Origin of the sequence: Nocardiopsis alkaliphila YIM 80379 (assembly GCF_000341005.1) — a bacterium.
GTDB lineage: Bacteria > Actinomycetota > Actinomycetes > Streptosporangiales > Streptosporangiaceae > Nocardiopsis > Nocardiopsis alkaliphila.
In genome coordinates this window covers 1-18597 of sequence record NZ_ANBD01000124.1, presented here as the reverse complement: position 1 = coordinate 18597, position 18597 = coordinate 1, and the positions used below count along the sequence as shown (strand labels likewise).

Genomic DNA, 18597 nt, shown 5'->3' with positions numbered 1-18597 from the left:
TGCCGAAATACAACGAGGGACGGGAAACGATGACCAGTACCAACGACACACGCGTGGCGAGTTACAAACCGCTCATCGCGCCCGGAGACCTGCTCGCCGAACTCCCACTCGGTGAGCAGAGCACGGACCTCGTGGAGAATGCGCGCGCCGAGGTCAAGCGTGTCCTGGATGGCGAGGACGACCGTCTCCTGGTCGTGGTCGGCCCCTGCTCGGTACACGACACCGAGTCCGCGATGGACTACGCGCGACGCCTGAGCGAACTGGTGCCCTCCGTCAGCGCCGACCTGTGCGTGGTCATGCGGGTGTACTTCGAAAAGCCCCGCACCACCGTGGGTTGGAAGGGCCTGATCAACGACCCGGGCCTGGACGACACCTACGACGTGCACCGGGGCCTGCGCACCGCTCGCAAGCTACTGCTGGACATCAACGCGCTGGGCCTGCCCGCGGGCACCGAGTTCCTCGACCCGATCACCCCGCAGTACATCGCCGACGTGGTGTCCTGGGGCGCGATCGGGGCCCGCACCACCGAGAGCCAGGTGCACCGTCAACTCAGCAGCGGCCTGAGTACCCCGGTCGGCTTCAAGAACGGTACCGACGGTGACGTGCAGGTCGCCGTGGACGCCGTCGGCGCGGCCGCCGCCTCGCACACCTTCTTCGGTGTGGACCCCGCTGGTGCCGGTTCGGTCGTGGAGACCACCGGCAACCCGGACTGTCACGTCATCCTGCGCGGTGGGCGCAGCGGGCCCAACCACGACCCGGCCTCCGTCGGTGCGGCCCTGAACGTCATCGGCGGAGCCGGTCTGCCGCGTCGGTTGATGATCGACGCCAGCCACGCCAACAGTGGCAAGGACCACGTCCGTCAAGTGGGTGTGGCCGAGGAGATCGCCGAACAGGTCGCCGAGGGTGAGAAGGGCATCATCGGGGTCATGCTGGAGAGCTTCATCGAGGAGGGCGCCCAGAAGCTGGGCGACCCGGCGAAGCTGACCTATGGCCAGTCCATCACCGACAAGTGCATGGGCTGGGAGACCACCGAGGGTGTGCTCGCCGGCCTGGCCGAGGCCGTGCGTCGGCGCCGCAAGAACGCCGCCTGAACCACGACTTCCACGGGCGTCCGAACCGATCTTCCGGGCGCCCGTTCACGCTTTTCGGGCTCAGTTCCCGGTGGCCGCCTCCGCGGGGAGCACGTCCAACTCCACCAGGAAGTCGCGTCCCAAGGACTCCCGCAGGTCCGCGTCACCATCTTGTTCGACGTTCAAACGCAGCGCGAACGTGTACAGACCGTCCTCGCCCTCGACCCATCCGACCCACCAACCGGGAGAGGGGTCGGCCTCGGTTCCCAGACCGGTGCGTCCGAAGAGCCGATACCCGTTTCCTTCCTCCAACGCCACCAATTCCTGGAGCTCCTCCTGGTGCGCCACGTCCACGGGCAATTCGGAGCGGGCCAGTGCCGCCAGGAAGGTCGCCTGTTCCACGGCGGAGATCTCCAACGGCCCCTCGACCCAGAATCGGCCCAGCTCCCCGTCCTCGCCCACATGACGATTGCCGTAGTCGAACCTGTCCACCCAGGTGGACATCCGGTCGTACCCGATCCGGTGGGCGACCTCGTGGTGGACCGTCACGTCCGTGGTCGGCAGCGCCTCGCGCAGGCTCGATTCCTCCTCACCTTCGGGGGAGACCACCTCGTCGATGTCGGCCACCACCCCTGTCTCCAAGGCGATGAGCGTGTTGGGGAGTTTGAAGGTGGAAGCGGGGACGGCGCGTTCACGGGCCTGGTCCACGCCCACCAACACCGCGGAACCCTCCCGCACGTCGTAGAGCACGAACGTGCCATCCACCCCGGCGTCGGCGAAGAGCGAGGACAGGTCGTCACGTTCCACGGCCTCCAGGTCGCCGAGTGCCACGGGGGTACCGCTCTCCCCCCGTTCCGCCACGGGTCCCTCTTCCTCCTCGGCACCCCCACAAGCGACCCCTGCCAACAACAGGAGAGCACCACCGGCCGCTCCAAAGCGACTTCGTGCCCTCGAAGGTCTGGGGGCGGGTTCGGTGTCGGTACGCACTCGGCTCCTCCAGTGGTGTACGAGGGGACGTCCATCATCACGCTAGAGCATCCTCCCCGGCCGTTGCCCCTTCGGAGGGAGAGCCGCCCACGACCCGTCGGCCGACCTTGGGTGCCCTGTGACCCCGCTGCTAGGCTGATCGTGTTGCTGACCCCGTACGGGAGAGCGCCCGTGTAGCCAGCTCGGGCCGCCGAAGGAGCAATCCCTCCCCACAGACAACCTCTCAGGCACAGCGGACCGTGCGGGCGAGACCACTCTGGAAAGCAGGGAAGCACGTTCCCTCGCCGAAGGTGCAAGTCACGCCGAACGCGTGGCGAAGCTCTCAGGCACCCATGACAGAGGGGGAGGATGGCAACGCCTCAACGCAACGACCGACGCCCATCCTCTCGGGAGTGCCCATGTCAGAGCCCACCGCCGCGCCGCGCCCGACGGCGCTGCACAAGATCCATGAACAAGCGGGTGCCAACCTCGTCGACTTCGCCGGGTGGCTCATGCCACTGCGCTATGGCAGCGAGACCGCCGAGCACACCGCGGTCCGTGAGGCAGCCGGGCTCTTCGACCTGTCCCACATGGGCGAGATCCGGCTCACCGGACCACAGGCGGGCCAGGCCCTCGACCACGCCCTGGTCGGCCACCTGTCCAAGCTGAAGACCGGCCGGGCCCGTTACACCATGCTCACCGCCGAGGACGGTGGTGTCTTGGACGACCTCATCGTGTACCGCCTCGGTGAGGAGGACTTCCTGGTCGTGGCCAACGCGATCAACGCGCCCCTGGTCGCCTCCACCCTGGCCACGCGCGCCACCGGCTTCGACGCCGAGGTCGTCGACGAGTCCGCCGATTACTCCCTCATCGCCTTGCAGGGCCCCAAGGCCGTGGAGGTCCTCGCCCCGCTCACCGACGCGGACCTGGACCAGATCCGCTACTTCGCCGGATATGAGCACACCGTGGCGGGGGTCCCCGTCCTGTTGGCCCGTACCGGCTACACCGGTGAGGACGGCTTCGAGATCTTCATCCGGCCGGCCGACAAGGCGCCCGAGGTCTGGACCGCCCTGATGAACGAAGGCGCCGGGCATGGACTGGTCCCCGCCGGGTTGTCGGCACGCGACACCCTGCGCATGGAAGCCGGTATGCCGCTCTACGGCCAAGAACTCACCGCCGAAATCACCCCCTTCGACGCCGGGCTGGGCCGCGTGGTCAAGTTCGACAAGGGTGAGTTCGTGGGCCGTGCCGCCCTGGAGGAGGCCTCACGCACCGCGCGCGCCCGACGTCTGATCGGATTCCTCGCCAGAGGGCGACGCCCCCTACGCAAGGGGCAGGACGTGCTTCGCGACGGCGCCGTCGTCGGCAGGATCACCAGTGGCGCCCCCTCCCCCACCCTGGGCCGCCCCATCGCCATGGCCTACGTGGACGGCGACCTCGACACCACGACCGGAACGTTCACCGTGGACGTGCGGGGTCGTGGCGAGGAAGTCGACGTGGTCGAGTTGCCGTTCTACCAGCGGCAGTCGTAGGAACGGAGTCCCGAGCGGGACTTCGAGGACCTGCACGCGCCGTGCGGTCGCCCCCACGAGGGGCCGGCCGCACCAGGGGCGTGACCAGGCGTAGGCCGGGCCGGGCCGCCCCATGGGCGCACGGCAGACAACGAAAAAGCACCTCCAAGGAGAGTTGAAGTGAGCGTTCCCACGGAGCTGGGCTACACCGCCAAACACGAGTGGGTCGTGATCGAGGACGGGATCGCCACCGTCGGCATCACCGCGTTCGCGGCCGAGGCGCTGGGCGACATCGTCTTCGTCGAGCCGCCCGAGGTCGGCGGTGAGGTCACCGCGGGAGAACCCGCCGGTGAGGTCGAGTCCACCAAGTCCGTCAGCGAGATCTACTCGCCCGTCAGCGGGGAGGTCATCGAGGCCAACGAGACCCTCGAGGACGCCCCCGAGACGATCAACTCCGCTCCTTACGAGGGCGGCTGGCTGTTCAAGGTCCGCCTCTCCGAGGAGCCCTCGGACCTGCTCTCCGCCGAGGAGTACACCAAACTGATCGAAGGCGAGAACTGAACATGACCAGCGACAACCTGCTCGACCAGACCCTGGCGGAACTGGACCCCGAGGTGGCGGCCGCGGTCGACGCCGAGTTGGGTCGCCAGCGCGACACCCTCGAGATGATCGCCTCCGAGAACTTCGCCCCCCAGGCGGTTCTGGAGGCCCAGGGCACCGTCCTGACCAACAAGTACGCCGAGGGCTACCCCGGCCGTCGCTACTACGGCGGCTGTGAGCACGTCGACGTGATCGAACAGCTCGCGATCGACCGGGCCAAGGAACTGTTCGGCGCCGAGCACGTCAACGTGCAGCCGCACTCGGGTGCCCAGGCCAACACCGCGGTGTACTTCGCTCTGCTCAAGCCGGGCGACACCATCCTCGGGCTGGACCTGGCCCACGGTGGCCACCTCACCCACGGGATGCGGATCAACTACTCCGGCAAGATCCTCAACGCCATCGCCTACCACGTGCGCGACGAGGACGGCACCGTCGACTACGACGAGGTCGCCGCGCTGGCCAAGGAACACCGGCCGAAGATGATCGTCGCGGGCTGGTCCGCCTACCCGCGTCAGCTGGACTTCGCGAAGTTCCGCCAGATCGCCGACGAGGCCGATGCCTTGCTGATGGTGGACATGGCGCACTTCGCCGGTCTGGTCGCGGCCGGACTGCACCCCAACCCGGTGCCGTTCGCCGACGTGGTCACCACCACCACGCACAAGACCCTGGGCGGCCCGCGTGGCGGCATGATCCTGTCCAAGGCCGAGCTGGGCAAGAAGATCAACTCCGCGGTCTTCCCCGGCATGCAGGGCGGCCCCCTGGAGCACGTGATCGCGGCCAAGGCGGTCTCGTTCAAGGTCGCCGCGAGCGAGGAGTTCGCCGAGCGCCAGCGTCGCACCATCGCAGGTGCCCGCATCCTCGCCGAGCGCCTCACACAGCCGGACACGGCCGAGGCCGGGGTCAAGGTCCTGTCCGGCGGTACCGACGTGCACCTGGTCCTGGTGGACCTGGTGAACTCGCCGATCAACGGTCAGGAGGCCGAGGACCTGCTGCACGAGGTGGGCATCACGGTCAACCGCAACGCGGTACCCAACGACCCACGCCCACCGATGGTCACCTCGGGTCTGCGGATCGGCACTCCGGCCCTGGCCACCCGCGGCTTCGACGAGGCGGACTTCACCGAGGTCGCCGACGTCATCGCCGAGACGCTCAAGCCCGGACGTAACGTCGCCGCCCTACGCGAACGGGTCGAGGCCCTGGCCGCCAAGCGACCGCTCTACCCCAACCTGTAGCAGTGCCCGACGCCGTGCGGGGCCGAGTGGACCCGCACGGCCCTTCCCACGGCACCTCAACGAGGAGGACGGCCATGGCCATCAGTACCTTCGATCTGTTCAAGATCGGTATCGGACCTTCCAGTTCGCACACCGTCGGCCCGATGAAGGCGGCCCGGACCTTCGTGTCCGGTCTGGAAGCGGACGGATCACTGTCACGGGTGTCCCACGTACGGGCCGAGCTGTACGGCTCCCTGGCGCTCACCGGCAAGGGACACGGAAGTGACACGGCCGTGGTGTCGGGGTTGATGGGCCACACCCCCGAGGGCGTGGACGTGGATTCGGTGCCTCACCTGATGGAAGAGGTCCGCTCGTCCCGAACCCTGCGTCTGGGCGGCCCACAGGGACCCTCGGTCACCTTCGACCCGGCCGTGGACGTGGACTTTCGCCGTAAGGAGAGCCTGCCGGGCCACCCCAACGGGATGCGATTCGTGGCACTCGACGGCAAGGGGGTGGAACTGGCCGCCCGGGTGTACTACTCGGTGGGTGGCGGGTTCGTCGTGGACGAACAGGCCGCGGGGGCGGATCGGATCAAGGCCGACGACACCGAACTCCCCCATCCCTTCTCCTCCGCCGAGGAGCTACTGGAGCTGTGCGAGCGGACGGGGATGTCGATCAGTGCCCTGATGCTCGCCAACGAACAGGCCTTCGGGCGCACGCCCGAGCAGATCCGTTCCGAACTGCTGGAGATCTGGGCCACGATGCGTCAGTGCGTACGACGCGGTGTGATGACCGAGGGCACCCTGCCCGGCGGCCTGAAGGTGCCCCGTCGGGCGCACCGGCTGTACCGACAGCTGGGCGGCAACTGCGACGAGCACGGCCTGTCGGCGCCCACCCACGTGGATCCGGACCCGATGCGCGGCAGCGACTGGATCAACCTGTACGCGCTGGCGGTCAACGAGGAGAACGCGGCGGGCGGCCGGGTGGTGACGGCACCGACCAACGGCGCGGCGGGCATCGTCCCGGCGGTGCTCCACTACTATCTGCACTTCAGCCCGGGCGCGAGCGACGAGGGTGTCGTGCGATTCCTGCTGACCGCGGCGGCCATCGGCATCCTGTTCAAGCAGAACGCATCGATCTCCGGGGCCGAGGTGGGCTGCCAGGGCGAGGTGGGTTCGGCTTCCTCCATGGCGGCGGCCGGTCTGGCCGAGGTCTTGGGCGGTTCCCCGGCCCAAGTGGAGAACGCCGCGGAAATCGCCATGGAGCACAACCTCGGTTTGACCTGCGATCCCATCGGCGGCCTGGTTCAGATCCCGTGCATCGAACGCAACGCGCTCGCCTCCGTGAAGGCGATCAGCGCCACCCGGATGGCGCTGCGCGGTGACGGCAGCCACTTCGTGAGCCTGGACGAGGTCATCAAGACCATGCGCGACACCGGCCGCGACATGCACGACAAGTACAAGGAGACCAGTCGCGGTGGCCTGGCCGTCAACGTCATCGAATGCTGAGGGGCGCCCACTCGAAAGGTGTTGATTCGCCAACCGGGTCGGGGCGGGCTCGGACCACCCGGCCGGCCGTACCTGGGCGCTGACCTGGCTGATTGATAGGCCGAGGGGAGCAGGCCTTGGCCGCTTCCGGTCATTGCTCGGCCGTCCCCGACGATCGACGGCTCATCTGGCAGTGGTCGAAGAAAGCCGAGGGCGGAGCGGGCAGGAATACCCTGGGGACGTTTCGGGTTATAACGGACGCACGGTCGGCAATCGGGCTTGAGCTCCCACCCGCTCGCCCGCCGACCGTCACCCCGGGTCTGGTGGCTTGAGCTCCGCTCGCCACCAGATCCGCCCCTTCTCACCGGCCCAGACCTCGCTTCCGGATGATGACGACGGCTCACCGACGCTTCATCACGCTCCAGCGTCTGCTCCAGCACCTCGGACAGGGATACCGTCGGCGAGTTCCTACGTTCCTCGACGATACGGCGTAGCTCCGCCTCTTCCCGGAGTCTGGCCTGCTCCAAGACCTCCATCGGCACGAAGGCCCCCACCGGTCTACCGTTGTGGGTGACCACGGTGGTGTCTGCGGACTCGGCTCGGTCCAAGACCTCGGACAAGCGGGTACGAAACTCGCGGGAAGAAAGTGTCTGAGTCATGCACACAGTGCATGCGGTGGTCATTGTGTACACGATGCACACGCGGCGTCGGCGTCACGACAGCCCCCTGAAACCGGCGGCACCACCCCCGAGAAGGTAGGACATGGACCTGAAAAAGCGCTACACACGACTCCACGAAGGCATCCGGTTCACCATCGAGACCATCAAGGACGCCTACCCCCTGTTCAAGCACCTGGACGACGAACTCCAGACGTGGGTGCTCGCCGAATGGGAGAGCCGGAGAAACGACATCGACTGGTGTGACAACAGACGGGACCTGCTCCAGGTGACCACCGGTCTGACCGGACTGGCCGAGTCGTACCGGTCACTACGCAAGGAACTCTTCTCCGACCTCCACCACTTTCGTGAAGAGTCCCCTTGGCGCAAGGTCCATAGGGGGCTTGCGATCCGATTGCCCATGCACCTTCACCGCAAGGCCCCCGAGCACTACGTCCTCCGCCAAAGGACCGGAACCGGATGGACCTTCGTGGTCCACGGTCGAACCGACAAGGACGGGGAGGAGGAGGCCACCCCACGCGAATTCGACGTGGAGCTGTCCGAGCGTTCGTGCCGTATCCCCGACGAACTCGATGGCGACCCCCTACTGACGCAGCTCTTCTACGGACTGCGGCTGATGACGGGTGAGCACTACTACATGCGCACCCTTCGCCAAGAGGTCACCCACGAGGCCGAGAGCATCCTTCGCGCGGAGGAAGACGACGGGGATCACCGGCCATAGTGGAAGGGCCGGCGCACTCGCGGGTGCGCCGGCCCTTCGTCTTTGCGATCAGACCAGACCACGACCGGCGTTCTTGGCGGGAGAGGTCATCGACATCCGAACGACCGCGGGGATCTGCTCCAACTCGAGCGCGGTCCGCAGATCGGCCAATGCCTCCTCACGCACCCGGTACCACACTCGCGCCACGTCGGCGTCTTCCTCCAAGGTCAGCGCCAGCCTCAGGTGGGGACGGTCGTTGGACTCGGTCAGCCGTGCCCGTGCCCGACGGACCCCCGGGTACTCGGCGACCTCCCGCTCGAAGGCGCCACGAGCCACGCTCTCGGACATCTCGACGTTGCCCGCGTCACCCTGTTCCAGGTGGAGCCGGCTCAAGGTGTCGTTCATGCCCTGCACCGTCAACCACCGTAGGGCCAGGAAACCGGCGACCAGGGCCACCGCCACGGCGACGTAGGGAACCCACTGCTGTGTGAGCGTCTCGGCGATCGGGCCTGACGACAGCGGTGTCTGCGCCGGTCCGGGACCGAAGAGCCCTTGTCCGACCGCGAGCGCCGCCGCACCCGCCACCAGAAGCAGCGTTCCGACGATCACAAGCCCTAGGCGGTTTCCCCGGGCCGCCCTTCGGTACCTGTCGCGCGCCATGGTCAACCCTCCGTGTGCCGAACCTGGGTGATGATCCGCATGCTGCGCAAAGGGGCCAGCTCCGCCAAGCGCCGTTCCACCGCCCTGGTCACCTCGGCCGGCAGACCACGTGTGTCACGCATTCCGGTACTCACGTGGATACGCATCTTGTTACCGCGCACCCTCACGTGCGCGCCGGCGACTCCGCTGACGTCCTGGACGGCGGCCGCCACCGTCCGGCGTAGCGCCGAGCGGGTCAGTCCGACCACGAGCGCCGGGTCGTCGGTGCGCAGGGCCATCCATCGTCCCCGCCCCGGGACCAGCGCCACCACGATCAGGGTCAGGCCGATCAAGGCGAGGATCGCCGAGGCGATCTGCACGGAGGGTTCGGACCAAGTGGTGGTGGCCACGTAGTCGGTGGCCGTCCCGACCGGAAGCAACCGCAGTGGGTTACCCGCCAAAGCCGCTATGACCTCGGCCGCCGCGATCACCGCCACGACCAGGACGAGAAAACCGATGATGATCGCGGGCCAGGAACGGCGGGGCCGGAACGTGTGGATGGCGATCCGCTTGGCTCGACGGTCGACCCCTTGGTCGGGGCGGCCGAGCACCTCTTCCACGGTGGTCATGTCAGCGCATCAACTCCGTGATCTCTATGTCGATGTGGTGGACCCGCTTACCGGTGATCCACTCGACCCGGCTCTTGACGTGTTCTCGTACCTCCTCGGCCGCTCGACGAACCGAACGTGGATAGTCCACCTCGATCCGCAAACGCAGAAGGACGACCTCGCCGCTGACCCGCACGCGGGCAGCCCTGAAACGAACGGTTCGAACCCCCGGGACCTCGTCCGCGCTTTCGGTCACGACCTTCCCGATGACGGACCCAGGGATGTCGACGCGCCCCCCGGGGTCGCGGGCACGGACGTGTCTTGCGCCCGCCTCCTCTCGTGGACCCGGCACGGTCCCTCGAGGGACCGTGCCACCGCGCACCCCGACCATGTCCACTCCCCCGTCTAGGCCGAACGCCGGGTGAACATCTCGGCGAGGTCGGTCTCACCCTCCATCGTCCGACCCACGACGAACCCGACGAGGCCCAGGACCAGAACCAGCGCGAAGGCGAAGAACCCGCCGAACGCCGCCGCGAGCCCCAGCACGGTCCCGTAGGACAGTCCAACGATGGGCCACATGGCTTCCCCTTTCATCAAACACCCTGCCTTTCGCTCGGTGTTCAGCCGGACGCGTGTGTACCGTCGTCGAGTCCGGCGACCACGTCCTCCACGGACACGTGGACGACGCGGCCACCGGCCAACGCGGCCAGGTCCCGACGAAGCTCGGTGGCGATCTCCGGCAACGGCCTCCCGTACTTGACCACCACACCGATCTCAACGTGATCGTCCCGAACCGTGACCCCTGAGATCCGTCCTCCTCGAACGGGGGTACCCAGGGTTCCGAAGGCCCCCGAGGACAGTTCCACCACGTCGGGAAAACGGACGGCCGCCTCCGCGAGGGCCCGTGCAGTCCGTCCGGGTGCGTGGACGCCGGTCATGGCTACTGCACCCGAGGTTCTGAATCGCCATCGTCGGACTCGTCGTCCCCCGGCAAGTGGATGTCGTCCACCTTGATGTTGATCTCGGTGACCTCCAAGCCGGTCATCCGCTCCACCGCCATGGTGACGTTGCGACGGACGGCCGCGGCCAGGTCCTGGATGGCGATGCCGTACTCGACCACGAGATCGATGTCGACGGCGGTCTGGCGTTCACCGACCTCGACCGTCACCCCCTGGGCCACGGAGCCGGAACCGCTCCCCTTGCCCACGGCGTCACGGACGGCTCCGACCATGCGGGCCGCGCCCCCTCCCATGGCGTGGACTCCACCGATCTCGCGTGCCGCCATTCCCACGATCTTGGCGACGACGCCATCGGCGATCTGGGTGTGTCCCTGCTCGCTGCTGCCCTCGACGTCGCGCCTGCCCCCGGCTTCGCGAGCACTCGGCACCGCGGACGCGGATTGGGTCTTACTGTCCGCCACTGGTCCCCCTACGCAGTGTGCCAACCGTTCCGAACGTTCTCGACCACGTTCGCGGCTCTCGCCATTGATGTCCCTGGACCTGAAGCGTTCGGCTCAGGATCAGGCGACCGAAACCCGCGATCTCCACCGCGATACGGACGAGACGATTCGGCCTCATCACACCACATAAGCACCCTATGAATCCATCACGACACTTAAAGCAATTCTTTGCAGGTGAGAAGCGGGGTGGTCTTACCACCACTGCCCAGAACACGGTCGTGGAATCCAGGAGCGACCAAGGAAAAAGTCGGGGGCACCCGTGGGTGCCCCTGGTGTCCGAAAATCGGTCGGCTCGTCAGTCGAAGATGACCGTCTTCTCCCCGTTCAGCAGGACACGGCGTTGAGCGTGCCAGTTCACGGCCCGTGCCAACGCGACCGACTCCATGTCCCGACCGATCGCGGTCAACTGTTCCGGGCTGTGGGTGTGGTCGACCCGGGAAACCTCCTGCTCGATGATCGGCCCCTCGTCCAGGTCCGCGGTGACGTAGTGAGCGGTGGCACCGATCAGTTTCACCCCACGCATGTGCGCCTGGTGATAAGGGCGGGCACCCTTGAAGCTGGGCAGGAAGGAGTGGTGGATGTTGATGATGCGCCCGGACATCTTGGTGCACAGCTCTTCGGAGAGCACCTGCATGTAACGGGCCAGCACCACCAGGTCGACGTCATAGGTGTCGACCAACTCCAGGAGTCGACCCTCCTGCGCGCTCTTGGTCTGTGGCGTGACCGGCAGATGATGGAACTCCACCCCGTAGGAGTCGGCGAGGAACTCCAGGTCCGGATGGTTGGAGACGACCGCGGCGATGTCGATGTCGAGCAGACCACTGCGTTGGCGGTAGAGCAGGTCGTTGAGGCAGTGACCGAACTTGGACACCATCACGAGCATGCGCGGTCGCACGTCACGGGCCTGCAGGCTCCACTCGACGAACTCCCCGTCCTGGCTCTGACCGAAGTCCGCGGCCAGGGCGGCGAAGGCACCACGCAAGGTGTCCTCGTCGACCGCACCGGAACCACCATCCTCGGCCACGAACTGCATTCGCAGGAAGAAGCGTCCCGTGTAGTGGTCTCCATACTGCTGGCTCTCGGTGATGTTGCAACCGTGGTCGGAGAGCAGGTTGGCCACCCCCGCCACGATGCCCCGGCTGTCAGGGCAGGACAGGGTCAGGACGTACTCACGCTCGCTCATCGAAGGAACCACTCCCGCAGATCGTCGGCCGAACAGCCTGACCCCCCAGGGTATCGAGGTATTCGGGCCACCGGGGTCGTGTCCGGGGTATCCCATGTCACCTGCGAAGACGAAGGCTCGCCGATTCAGGCCTTGTGTCCAATGCGAAGAGCATTCATGTTCTGGCATCCTCGATGCCATGAAAAGCCAGCGTGAGAAGTACGAGGCCGCCACCCGCGAACTCCAGGCCCCCTTCGCCATGGTCGACCTGGCCGCCTTCCGCGCCAACGCCACCGGTCTGACCCAGCGCGCCCACGGCCGACCCATCCGGGTCGCCAGCAAGTCCCTACGCAGCCGGGAACTATTGCGTCAGGCCCTGGCTCTGCCCGGGTACTCCGGCGTCATGGCCTTCACCCTGCCCGAGGCGCTCTGGTTGGCCACCGACGACCCCACCCTCAGCGATGACATCCTCGTCGCCTACCCCACCACTGACCGACCCGCCCTCGCAGAACTCGTACGCACGCCCCAGGCCGCCCGCGTCATCACCCTGATGGTCGACGACACCGCACACCTGGACCTGATCACCGCCACCGTCCGCGAGGTCGCCCCTGGGCCCGAGGCTCCCCGGATCCGGGTCTGCCTGGACATCGACGCCAGTTGGCAACCGCTCGGCCCGAACCTGCGCGTGGGCGCCCACCGCTCCCCCATCCGCACCCCGGCCCAGGCCGCCGAATTGGCCCGCGCCGTCGTCGCCCGCCCGGAACTGGAACTGGACGGGATCATGGCCTACGAAGGGCAGATCGCCGGGGTGGGCGACGCACCCCCCGGAAGACCCTTCTACGGCCGTCTTCTCCGTACGGTGCAGCGCCGCTCCGCCATCGAGTTGGCCAAGCGCCGGGCCGCCATCACCCGAGCCGTACGCGCCGTGGCCGACGTGCGCTTCGTCAACGGTGGTGGCACCGGTAGCCTGCACACCACCGGACGCGAACGAGCCGTGACGGAACTGGCCGCCGGCTCAGGGCTCTACCAGCCGCACCTGTTCGACCACTACCGTTCCTTCCGTGGCAGACCCGCCGCGTTGTTCGCCCTCCCCGTCGTACGTCGCCCCGCCCCCGGCGTCGTCACGGTCCTGGGCGGTGGCTACCCCGCCTCCGGAGCCGCCGACGCACACCGCCCGCCCATTCCGTACCTGCCCGAAGGACTGTCCTACAGTGCCACCGAGGGCGCGGGCGAGGTACAGACCCCACTGCTCGGTGAGGCCGCCCGCACGCTGTCCATCGGCGACCGGGTGTGGATGCGCCACGCCAAGGCCGGCGAACTGTGCGAACGCTTCGACGTTCTGCACCTGATCGACTCGGATACCGGCGCCTACGAGGGCGCCGTCCCCACCTACCGTGGTGAGGGCCGTACCTTCCTGTGAACGCCTCGTACACCAAAAGGGACGGGCCCCGCACCACCGGTGCGAGCCCCGTCCCACGTCCTCACGGTGATCCGTAAGAACTACTTCCGTTTACGGTGGACCGCCCAGCCGATCACGCCCACGGCGATGATCGTGCCCACTCCGGCAGCCAGGATCAGGGCTTCAGGGGGCAACCGGCCACGGGACTGGTAGGTGGTCACCACCCTGTCGTCGCCCTTGAGCACGATGCTGCCCTCGTCAGGGTGTACCGGATGGCTCTCCACACGCACCGCTCCGCCACCGACCACCAGGGCACGAGCCTCGTCGAGGATCCTCGACCCACGCTCCTTGACCTTGCCGATCTGACGCTTGGCGATGTTGGCGGGACGGGCCTGCTCACTGAGCTCGTCCAAGGTCTCGGCCAGCCGACGCTGTTCGCGATCGATCTCGGCTTGGACCTCGGCAGGGGTCTGGCGCGGTTCGGTGTCGCTTCCCGTCATAGAGACGCCTTTCTCCACTAGCGCGCGATCGTCTGAGGATCCGTGTCCGAGCCGGTGTCCCGGCCCTGTTCCTCCGCGCCGTCGGACGGACCGGAGAACCTCAGCGCACTGTCGATTCCGTCGACCACACGGAAGAAGTCCCGCGTGGACAACCACAGTTTATAGATGATGGCGATCTCGAAGGCGAGCAGCAAAACACCCACAAAAGCGGTGATCCAGCCGATCATCGACGCCCCGACCAGAGCCGCCGTCACCGGCGCCACCACGAAGACCGCCATCTGGAACTCGATGCCACCCACCAGGTGGGTACGGATACGGCGCGCGTTCAGAGCCGCCCAAAAACGCTGGTACCAGGGGAAACGGTTCCGAAATTCCTGGTGCAGATCAACCTTGGGCAGGGTCAGGTCCGGCTGTTTGCCCGCGGTGCGCTGGTTACGCGCCTCTCGCTCGTTCTGGCTGCGCAGAATCTGTTCCAACACGCCGATGCCGTGGCGCAACACCGCCTGCTCGCCACCGTCGCTCATCGTCCGGCCCCCACGTCCGGTCGCCTCACCGGTGTCGTCGCCCTCCGGTTCCAACATCGACAGGGTGGCCCGGGCCCGCTCCAAGGCCGCGGCCAGGTGCGAACGCATCTCCCGGCGTACCTTGTACACCTGGAGCGCGTTCAGGTAACGCAACATGTCCAGGAAGACCACGACCAACGCCAACCACACGAACGCCACGTGCCCGGTCTCCCGGTACTGACCACCCATGAGGGCGACCACGCACACCAACACCCGGAACCGATCGGACACATAGTCCATCCAGGCACCGAAGATCGTCTCCGAATCGGTGAGCCGGGCCAGCTTGCCGTCCATGCAGTCCACCAGGAAGCACACGTAGTACAACGCGGCGCCCAGAATGAGGAACTGCCAGTAACCGAACGCGAAACACACGGCCGCGCCCAAGCCCAGGAAGAGCGCGACCACCGTCAACTGATTCGGGGTCATCGAGGTGCGATTGGCGATCAGGCGTACCAGTCGGACCGCGATCGGATCCACCAGGTACACGGTCCACCAGGATTCGCGTTCCTTGAGGGTACGGGCCCTGACCTCGTCGAGTGTGAAACCAGCCATCGGCGCGAACTACTCCCAAAGCGAAACGGATGTGCTCCCGCCCGGCGGAAGGCCGGACATGCCATCAGGTCATCGGCGACCCGCGCACGCTACGGCATGAGGTCGAGAACAGGCCAACCGAGAGCGTTCGGTCAACAATAGGTGATCAGGGCGCCGGCCACCCCCAATGCGGATGAAACGAACCGGAATCGCAACCGAAGCACACCCCCTACACCGGTCATCACAGTGGATGCGTCCGACCCACCCTGACCACGTAGCGGGCCCTTCATCTCGTACTGTCGGGTGGAAAGGACACGGGTCGCTCCAGCCCGACCCGCCAGAAGCAGACAGGAAGACATCACGTGAACAAGACCATCCGTTTGGAGCCCGGGGACCAGGCTCCCGACTTCACCCTCAACGACGCCGACGGCGACCCCGTCACCCTGAGCAAGGTCCTGGCCGACACCGGCAAGAGCGTCGTGCTGTACTTCTACCCGGCCGCCATGACCCCCGGGTGCACCACTGAGGCCTGTGACTTCCGAGACAACCTCACCGAGTTCGCCGACGCCGGCTTCACCGTCTTGGGCGTATCCCCCGACCGCCCCGAGAAACTCGCCGAGTTCCGCGAGAAGGAGAGCCTGACCTTCACCCTGCTGGGCGACCCCGACAAGGACACCCTGCGCGCCTACGGGGCCTTCGGTGAGAAGAAGAACTACGGACGCCTCGTCCAAGGCGTGATCCGCTCCACCTTCATCGTGGGGACCGACGGCAAGGTGAGCAAGGCCTTCTACAACGTGAAGGCCACCGGCCACGTCGATCGGATCAAGCGCGAACTGGGCCTGTGATCCGCGCGAGGTCGTCCGGTCGCCCCAGGGCCGGACGGCCCCACCCCGACGGCCGTCGCACTGCTCCATTCCCGGTAGAGTGGCCCCGTCGGGGCCGTAGTCCAACTGGCAGGAGACGGCAGCTTTAGGTGCTGTACAGTGCGGGTTCGAATCCCGCCGGCCCCACTCGCCTCCGAGACGACCCGGTCGGTGCTTGAGCGCACTCGGCCGGGTCGTCTCGTCTTTTCTTCCCAGGGTCGGCCCGGTGCACGTGAGGCACCCGGGCCCGACTTCACACTCGGGGGAAGCCGCGTGAGGGCTATAGACCCAACAGTGCCCACATGACCAGGGCCAACAGGGCGAGAACACCCACACCCACGGCGAGGGCCACCGGTAGTCGGCTCTTCTCCGCGTGCTTACCCGGGCTGGTCAGGCCGAGATTGTCGGTGGACTCACGGATCGACACCATGATCGAGTTCATCGTCTCGGGACTGTGCCGCAACCGTTCACTGATGGACTCGGCCAACACCTGGGCGCCCGCACGGAAGTGCTCCCGCGCGGACTCGCGCTCCTCGACGACGGGTCCCTCGGGGGCGGCTCCCTCACCCGGAGCGGAGGTGACCGCCTGCGCGGCCGCCTGCGCGGTGGGCAGCCCTTCGGTACCTTCGGTCGGCCTCTCCGGAGACCAGGGTGCCAGGGCGGCGATACGCAACATCTTGGCGGCGTTGTCCGCGGTCAACCGCTCGGCCGGCTCCACCTTGAGCAGGCCGGCCAGAACCGGGGCCAGCGGCCCGGCGTTGCCGGCCTCGGCCGGCTCGTGCAACGGTTCTTGACGCAGGATCTTGATGTAGCCCTTGCGGTCGTAGGGCGGGTGCCCCTGAACCGCGGCGTACAGGGTGGCCCCCAGGGACCACAGATCGGACTCAGGGCCCACCGGACCGGCCTTGGCCCGCTCGGGCGGAATGTAGGCGGGCGAGCCGATGATGCGGCCCGAGGAACTCAGCGCGGACTCACCATTCCAGGCGGCCAGCCCGAAATCGGTGAGCACCACCCGCCCGGCGGCGCTGATCATGACGTTGTCGGGCTTGACGTCACGGTGGACGATGCCCTCCGCGTGCGCGACCTTGAGCGCGTCGATGAGTTGGAGACCGATCTCGGCCACCCGCTGGTAGGGCAGCGGGCCACCCACCTGGATGATCTCCTCCAGGGTGGACGCCTCCACCAACTCCATGACGATCCACGGGCGCTCGTCCTCGTCCACCACGTCCAGGACGGTGACCAGGCTGGGGTGGGTCAGACGACCGGCCACCCGCGCCTCGCGGGTGGTGCGTTGGAGGAGGGATTCGCGTTCGGAACGGCTCAGATCCGCGGGCAGCCGCAGTTCCTTGACCGCCACCTCCCGCTTGATGACCAGGTCGGTGGCGCGCCAGACCGTGCCCACACCGCCTCGGGCGATCTCCGAGGTCAGCTGGTAACGGCCCTTGAGCAGCCGACCGGCGGGCTCAACCACCGCCGCGTCCGGACGCGCCGAATCGTGCGACGTCTGAGGCCGCTGCGTGTGGGGATTTTCTAGGGAGGACACGGTTATCCACGGGTCCATTCACCGGCCATGGTGGCCTCCTGCGGAGCATTGCGGTCGCTGTCACCACGTAGGTGCACGGATCACTCGTTATACCAGCATGACGTGGGTACCACGCCGACGGTTGACCGATGGGTGACACATAGGTTCGGTTTTGTTATGTCCGAGCAGGGACGGTACATACCGTGAGGAGGATCTCCTCGGGGAATCCTTGACTCGGGCATGGGTTTCGTGCACGCGCGTTCGCGCGTGCACGAAACCCCTCGGAATCAGCTCCAGAGGGAGTCGGCAGAACGCACTTCCACCGGACCGACCCCGGTCTTGGTCAGCGGCTCACGAAGGCTCTCGGCGTCACCGACCACCACCACGACCGCTTCCTCCGGACGCAGGTACTCGACCGCGGCGGTGTTCAGGGCCTGCTCGGTGAGCGCCTCGTAGCCGGCGCGAACCCGGTCCACGTTGTCGTCGGGCAACTCGTGCGTCACGATGTCCACCAGGGCACCGGCGACGGCACGCGCCGTGGAATAGGTGACCGGTAGTCCCACGGTGTTGGACTCACGGACCGCGGCCAGCTCCTTCTCGGTGACCCCGGACTCGCGCAGTTTGGTGATCTGCTCGAAGGAGGCGGTGACCGAGTGCGCCGTGGTACCGGACTCCACCTGGGTGCTCATGAAGAACACCCCGCTGTCACGACGCAGGTCGAAGCGGCTACCGGCGCCATAGGTGTAGCCCAGACGCTCACGTAGCTCCATGTTGAGGCGGGAGGTGAACATGCCACCCAGGACCTCGCTGACACCCTCGGCCAGCGGCAGCTCCACCTGCGAACGCGAGGGGGCGCGGTGCGCGATGACCAGGGCGGACTGCACCGAACCGGGCCGGTCGACGATGAGTACCCGAGGCAGCTCGCCGGGCGGCGGTGCGGGGGCGGTGATCTGCCGCTCGGGGGCGGCGACGGTGTCGCCGAACACCTGCCGGCCCAGCTCCTCCAGATCGATCCCGGCCAGGTCACCGACGACCACGAGGGTGCCCGCGGTCGAGGCCAGGGAATCGGCGTGGAAGGCGGCCACCCGTTCTGGGGTGATGTCGGCCAGCTTGACCGGCCCGCCGGCCA

At 67.2% G+C, this 18597-nt stretch carries 20 protein-coding genes, 1 tRNA gene, 1 pseudogene and 1 riboswitch; of the genes and pseudogenes, 9 read left to right on the top strand and 13 right to left on the bottom strand.

Going from position 1 to position 18597, the window contains the following annotated elements; translation table 11 throughout:
• The first annotated feature begins 29 nt into the window (after nt 1–29).
• On the top strand, nt 30–1091 hold the full coding sequence (locus D472_RS0117380) for a 3-deoxy-7-phosphoheptulonate synthase (RefSeq protein ID WP_017605746.1): 1062 nt from the start codon (nt 30–32) through the stop codon (nt 1089–1091).
• Nucleotides 1092–1151: 60 nt separating this feature from the next.
• Here D472_RS0117380 and D472_RS0117375 read toward each other — a convergent pair whose 3' ends face one another.
• Complete coding sequence (locus D472_RS0117375) at nt 1152–2057, bottom strand: penicillin-binding transpeptidase domain-containing protein (RefSeq protein WP_026117807.1); 906 nt, start codon at nt 2055–2057, stop codon at nt 1152–1154.
• Between the two features lie 148 nt (nt 2058–2205).
• Nucleotides 2206–2307: riboswitch (glycine riboswitch) on the top strand.
• Between the two features lie 148 nt (nt 2308–2455).
• Here D472_RS0117375 and gcvT point away from each other — a divergent pair.
• The 4 genes from gcvT to D472_RS0117355 all read left to right on the top strand — a co-directional run bounded on the left by gcvT (nt 2456) and on the right by D472_RS0117355 (nt 6866).
• Nucleotides 2456–3568, top strand: a complete 1113-nt coding sequence (gcvT, locus tag D472_RS0117370; protein WP_017605744.1) for a glycine cleavage system aminomethyltransferase GcvT — start codon at nt 2456–2458, stop codon at nt 3566–3568.
• Nucleotides 3569–3727: 159 nt separating this feature from the next.
• Nucleotides 3728–4108 carry a glycine cleavage system protein GcvH gene (gene gcvH, locus D472_RS0117365; protein WP_017605743.1) on the top strand — a complete coding sequence of 127 codons (381 nt, stop codon included), beginning with the start codon at nt 3728–3730 and terminating at the stop codon, nt 4106–4108.
• Nucleotides 4109–4110: 2 nt separating this feature from the next.
• On the top strand, nt 4111–5379 hold the full coding sequence (locus tag D472_RS0117360; RefSeq protein WP_017605742.1) for a serine hydroxymethyltransferase: 1269 nt from the start codon (nt 4111–4113) through the stop codon (nt 5377–5379).
• A gap of 74 nt (nt 5380–5453) precedes the next feature.
• Nucleotides 5454–6866 (top strand): L-serine ammonia-lyase, encoded by a 1413-nt coding sequence (locus D472_RS0117355; protein ID WP_017605741.1) that lies wholly within the window; start codon nt 5454–5456, stop codon nt 6864–6866.
• A 479-nt stretch (nt 6867–7345) separates the two neighbouring features.
• Here the strand turns inward: D472_RS0117355 and D472_RS29540 are convergent.
• Nucleotides 7346–7504: pseudogene (locus tag D472_RS29540) on the bottom strand (type II toxin-antitoxin system Phd/YefM family antitoxin); the annotation flags it as partial.
• Nucleotides 7505–7607: 103 nt separating this feature from the next.
• Between D472_RS29540 and D472_RS0117350 the strand changes: the two are divergent.
• Nucleotides 7608–8243, top strand: coding sequence for a hypothetical protein (locus D472_RS0117350; protein WP_017605740.1), 636 nt, complete (start codon nt 7608–7610; stop codon nt 8241–8243).
• A gap of 48 nt (nt 8244–8291) precedes the next feature.
• On the opposite strand, the gene D472_RS0117345 is transcribed toward D472_RS0117350, so the two are convergent.
• From D472_RS0117345 to purU, 7 genes are all read right to left on the bottom strand, one after another.
• A complete protein-coding gene (locus tag D472_RS0117345; RefSeq protein WP_051046018.1) occupies nt 8292–8882 on the bottom strand; it encodes a hypothetical protein in 591 nt (196 codons plus the stop codon).
• A 2-nt stretch (nt 8883–8884) separates the two neighbouring features.
• Nucleotides 8885–9490: an alkaline shock response membrane anchor protein AmaP gene (locus tag D472_RS0117340; protein WP_017605738.1), complete on the bottom strand. Its 606-nt coding sequence runs from the start codon at nt 9488–9490 to the stop codon at nt 8885–8887.
• Nucleotide 9491: 1 nt separating this feature from the next.
• Complete coding sequence (locus D472_RS0117335; RefSeq protein ID WP_026117805.1) at nt 9492–9860, bottom strand: Asp23/Gls24 family envelope stress response protein; 369 nt, start codon at nt 9858–9860, stop codon at nt 9492–9494.
• A gap of 14 nt (nt 9861–9874) precedes the next feature.
• Complete coding sequence (locus tag D472_RS28700) at nt 9875–10048, bottom strand: hypothetical protein (protein ID WP_017605736.1); 174 nt, start codon at nt 10046–10048, stop codon at nt 9875–9877.
• Between the two features lie 41 nt (nt 10049–10089).
• The gene (locus tag D472_RS0117325) at nt 10090–10407 is read right to left on the bottom strand and encodes an Asp23/Gls24 family envelope stress response protein (protein WP_017605735.1); all 318 of its coding nucleotides are present in this window, start codon (nt 10405–10407) and stop codon (nt 10090–10092) included.
• Nucleotides 10408–10409: 2 nt separating this feature from the next.
• Nucleotides 10410–10889 (bottom strand): Asp23/Gls24 family envelope stress response protein, encoded by a 480-nt coding sequence (locus D472_RS0117320; protein ID WP_017605734.1) that lies wholly within the window; start codon nt 10887–10889, stop codon nt 10410–10412.
• 334 nt (nt 10890–11223) lie between these two features.
• Entirely contained in the window at nt 11224–12111 is an 888-nt protein-coding gene (gene purU, locus D472_RS0117315; RefSeq protein WP_026117804.1) for a formyltetrahydrofolate deformylase, read from the bottom strand.
• A gap of 178 nt (nt 12112–12289) precedes the next feature.
• On the opposite strand from purU, the gene D472_RS0117310 reads away from it, so the two are divergent.
• Nucleotides 12290–13510, top strand: a complete 1221-nt coding sequence (locus D472_RS0117310; protein ID WP_017605732.1) for an amino acid deaminase/aldolase — start codon at nt 12290–12292, stop codon at nt 13508–13510.
• Nucleotides 13511–13590: 80 nt separating this feature from the next.
• On the opposite strand, the gene D472_RS0117305 is transcribed toward D472_RS0117310, so the two are convergent.
• Together D472_RS0117305 and D472_RS0117300 are read right to left on the bottom strand one after the other, a co-directional pair.
• Nucleotides 13591–13989, bottom strand: coding sequence for a DUF3618 domain-containing protein (locus tag D472_RS0117305; protein ID WP_017605731.1), 399 nt, complete (start codon nt 13987–13989; stop codon nt 13591–13593).
• Nucleotides 13990–14006: 17 nt separating this feature from the next.
• A complete protein-coding gene (locus D472_RS0117300) occupies nt 14007–15104 on the bottom strand; it encodes a CDP-alcohol phosphatidyltransferase family protein (protein ID WP_017605730.1) in 1098 nt (365 codons plus the stop codon).
• 341 nt (nt 15105–15445) lie between these two features.
• Here D472_RS0117300 and bcp point away from each other — a divergent pair, with 341 nt between their 5' ends.
• Both bcp and D472_RS0117290 read left to right on the top strand, forming a co-directional pair.
• On the top strand, nt 15446–15928 hold the full coding sequence (gene bcp / locus D472_RS0117295; RefSeq protein ID WP_017605729.1) for a thioredoxin-dependent thiol peroxidase: 483 nt from the start codon (nt 15446–15448) through the stop codon (nt 15926–15928).
• A gap of 90 nt (nt 15929–16018) precedes the next feature.
• Nucleotides 16019–16093: transfer RNA gene (locus D472_RS0117290), tRNA-Leu, on the top strand.
• 133 nt (nt 16094–16226) lie between these two features.
• Here the strand turns inward: D472_RS0117290 and D472_RS0117285 are convergent.
• Together D472_RS0117285 and D472_RS0117280 are read right to left on the bottom strand one after the other, a co-directional pair.
• Nucleotides 16227–17417, bottom strand: coding sequence for a serine/threonine-protein kinase (locus D472_RS0117285; protein ID WP_017605728.1), 1191 nt, complete (start codon nt 17415–17417; stop codon nt 16227–16229).
• Nucleotides 17418–17755: 338 nt separating this feature from the next.
• A partial coding sequence (locus D472_RS0117280) for a M16 family metallopeptidase (RefSeq protein ID WP_017605727.1) occupies nt 17756–18597 on the bottom strand: 842 nt, incomplete at its 5' end.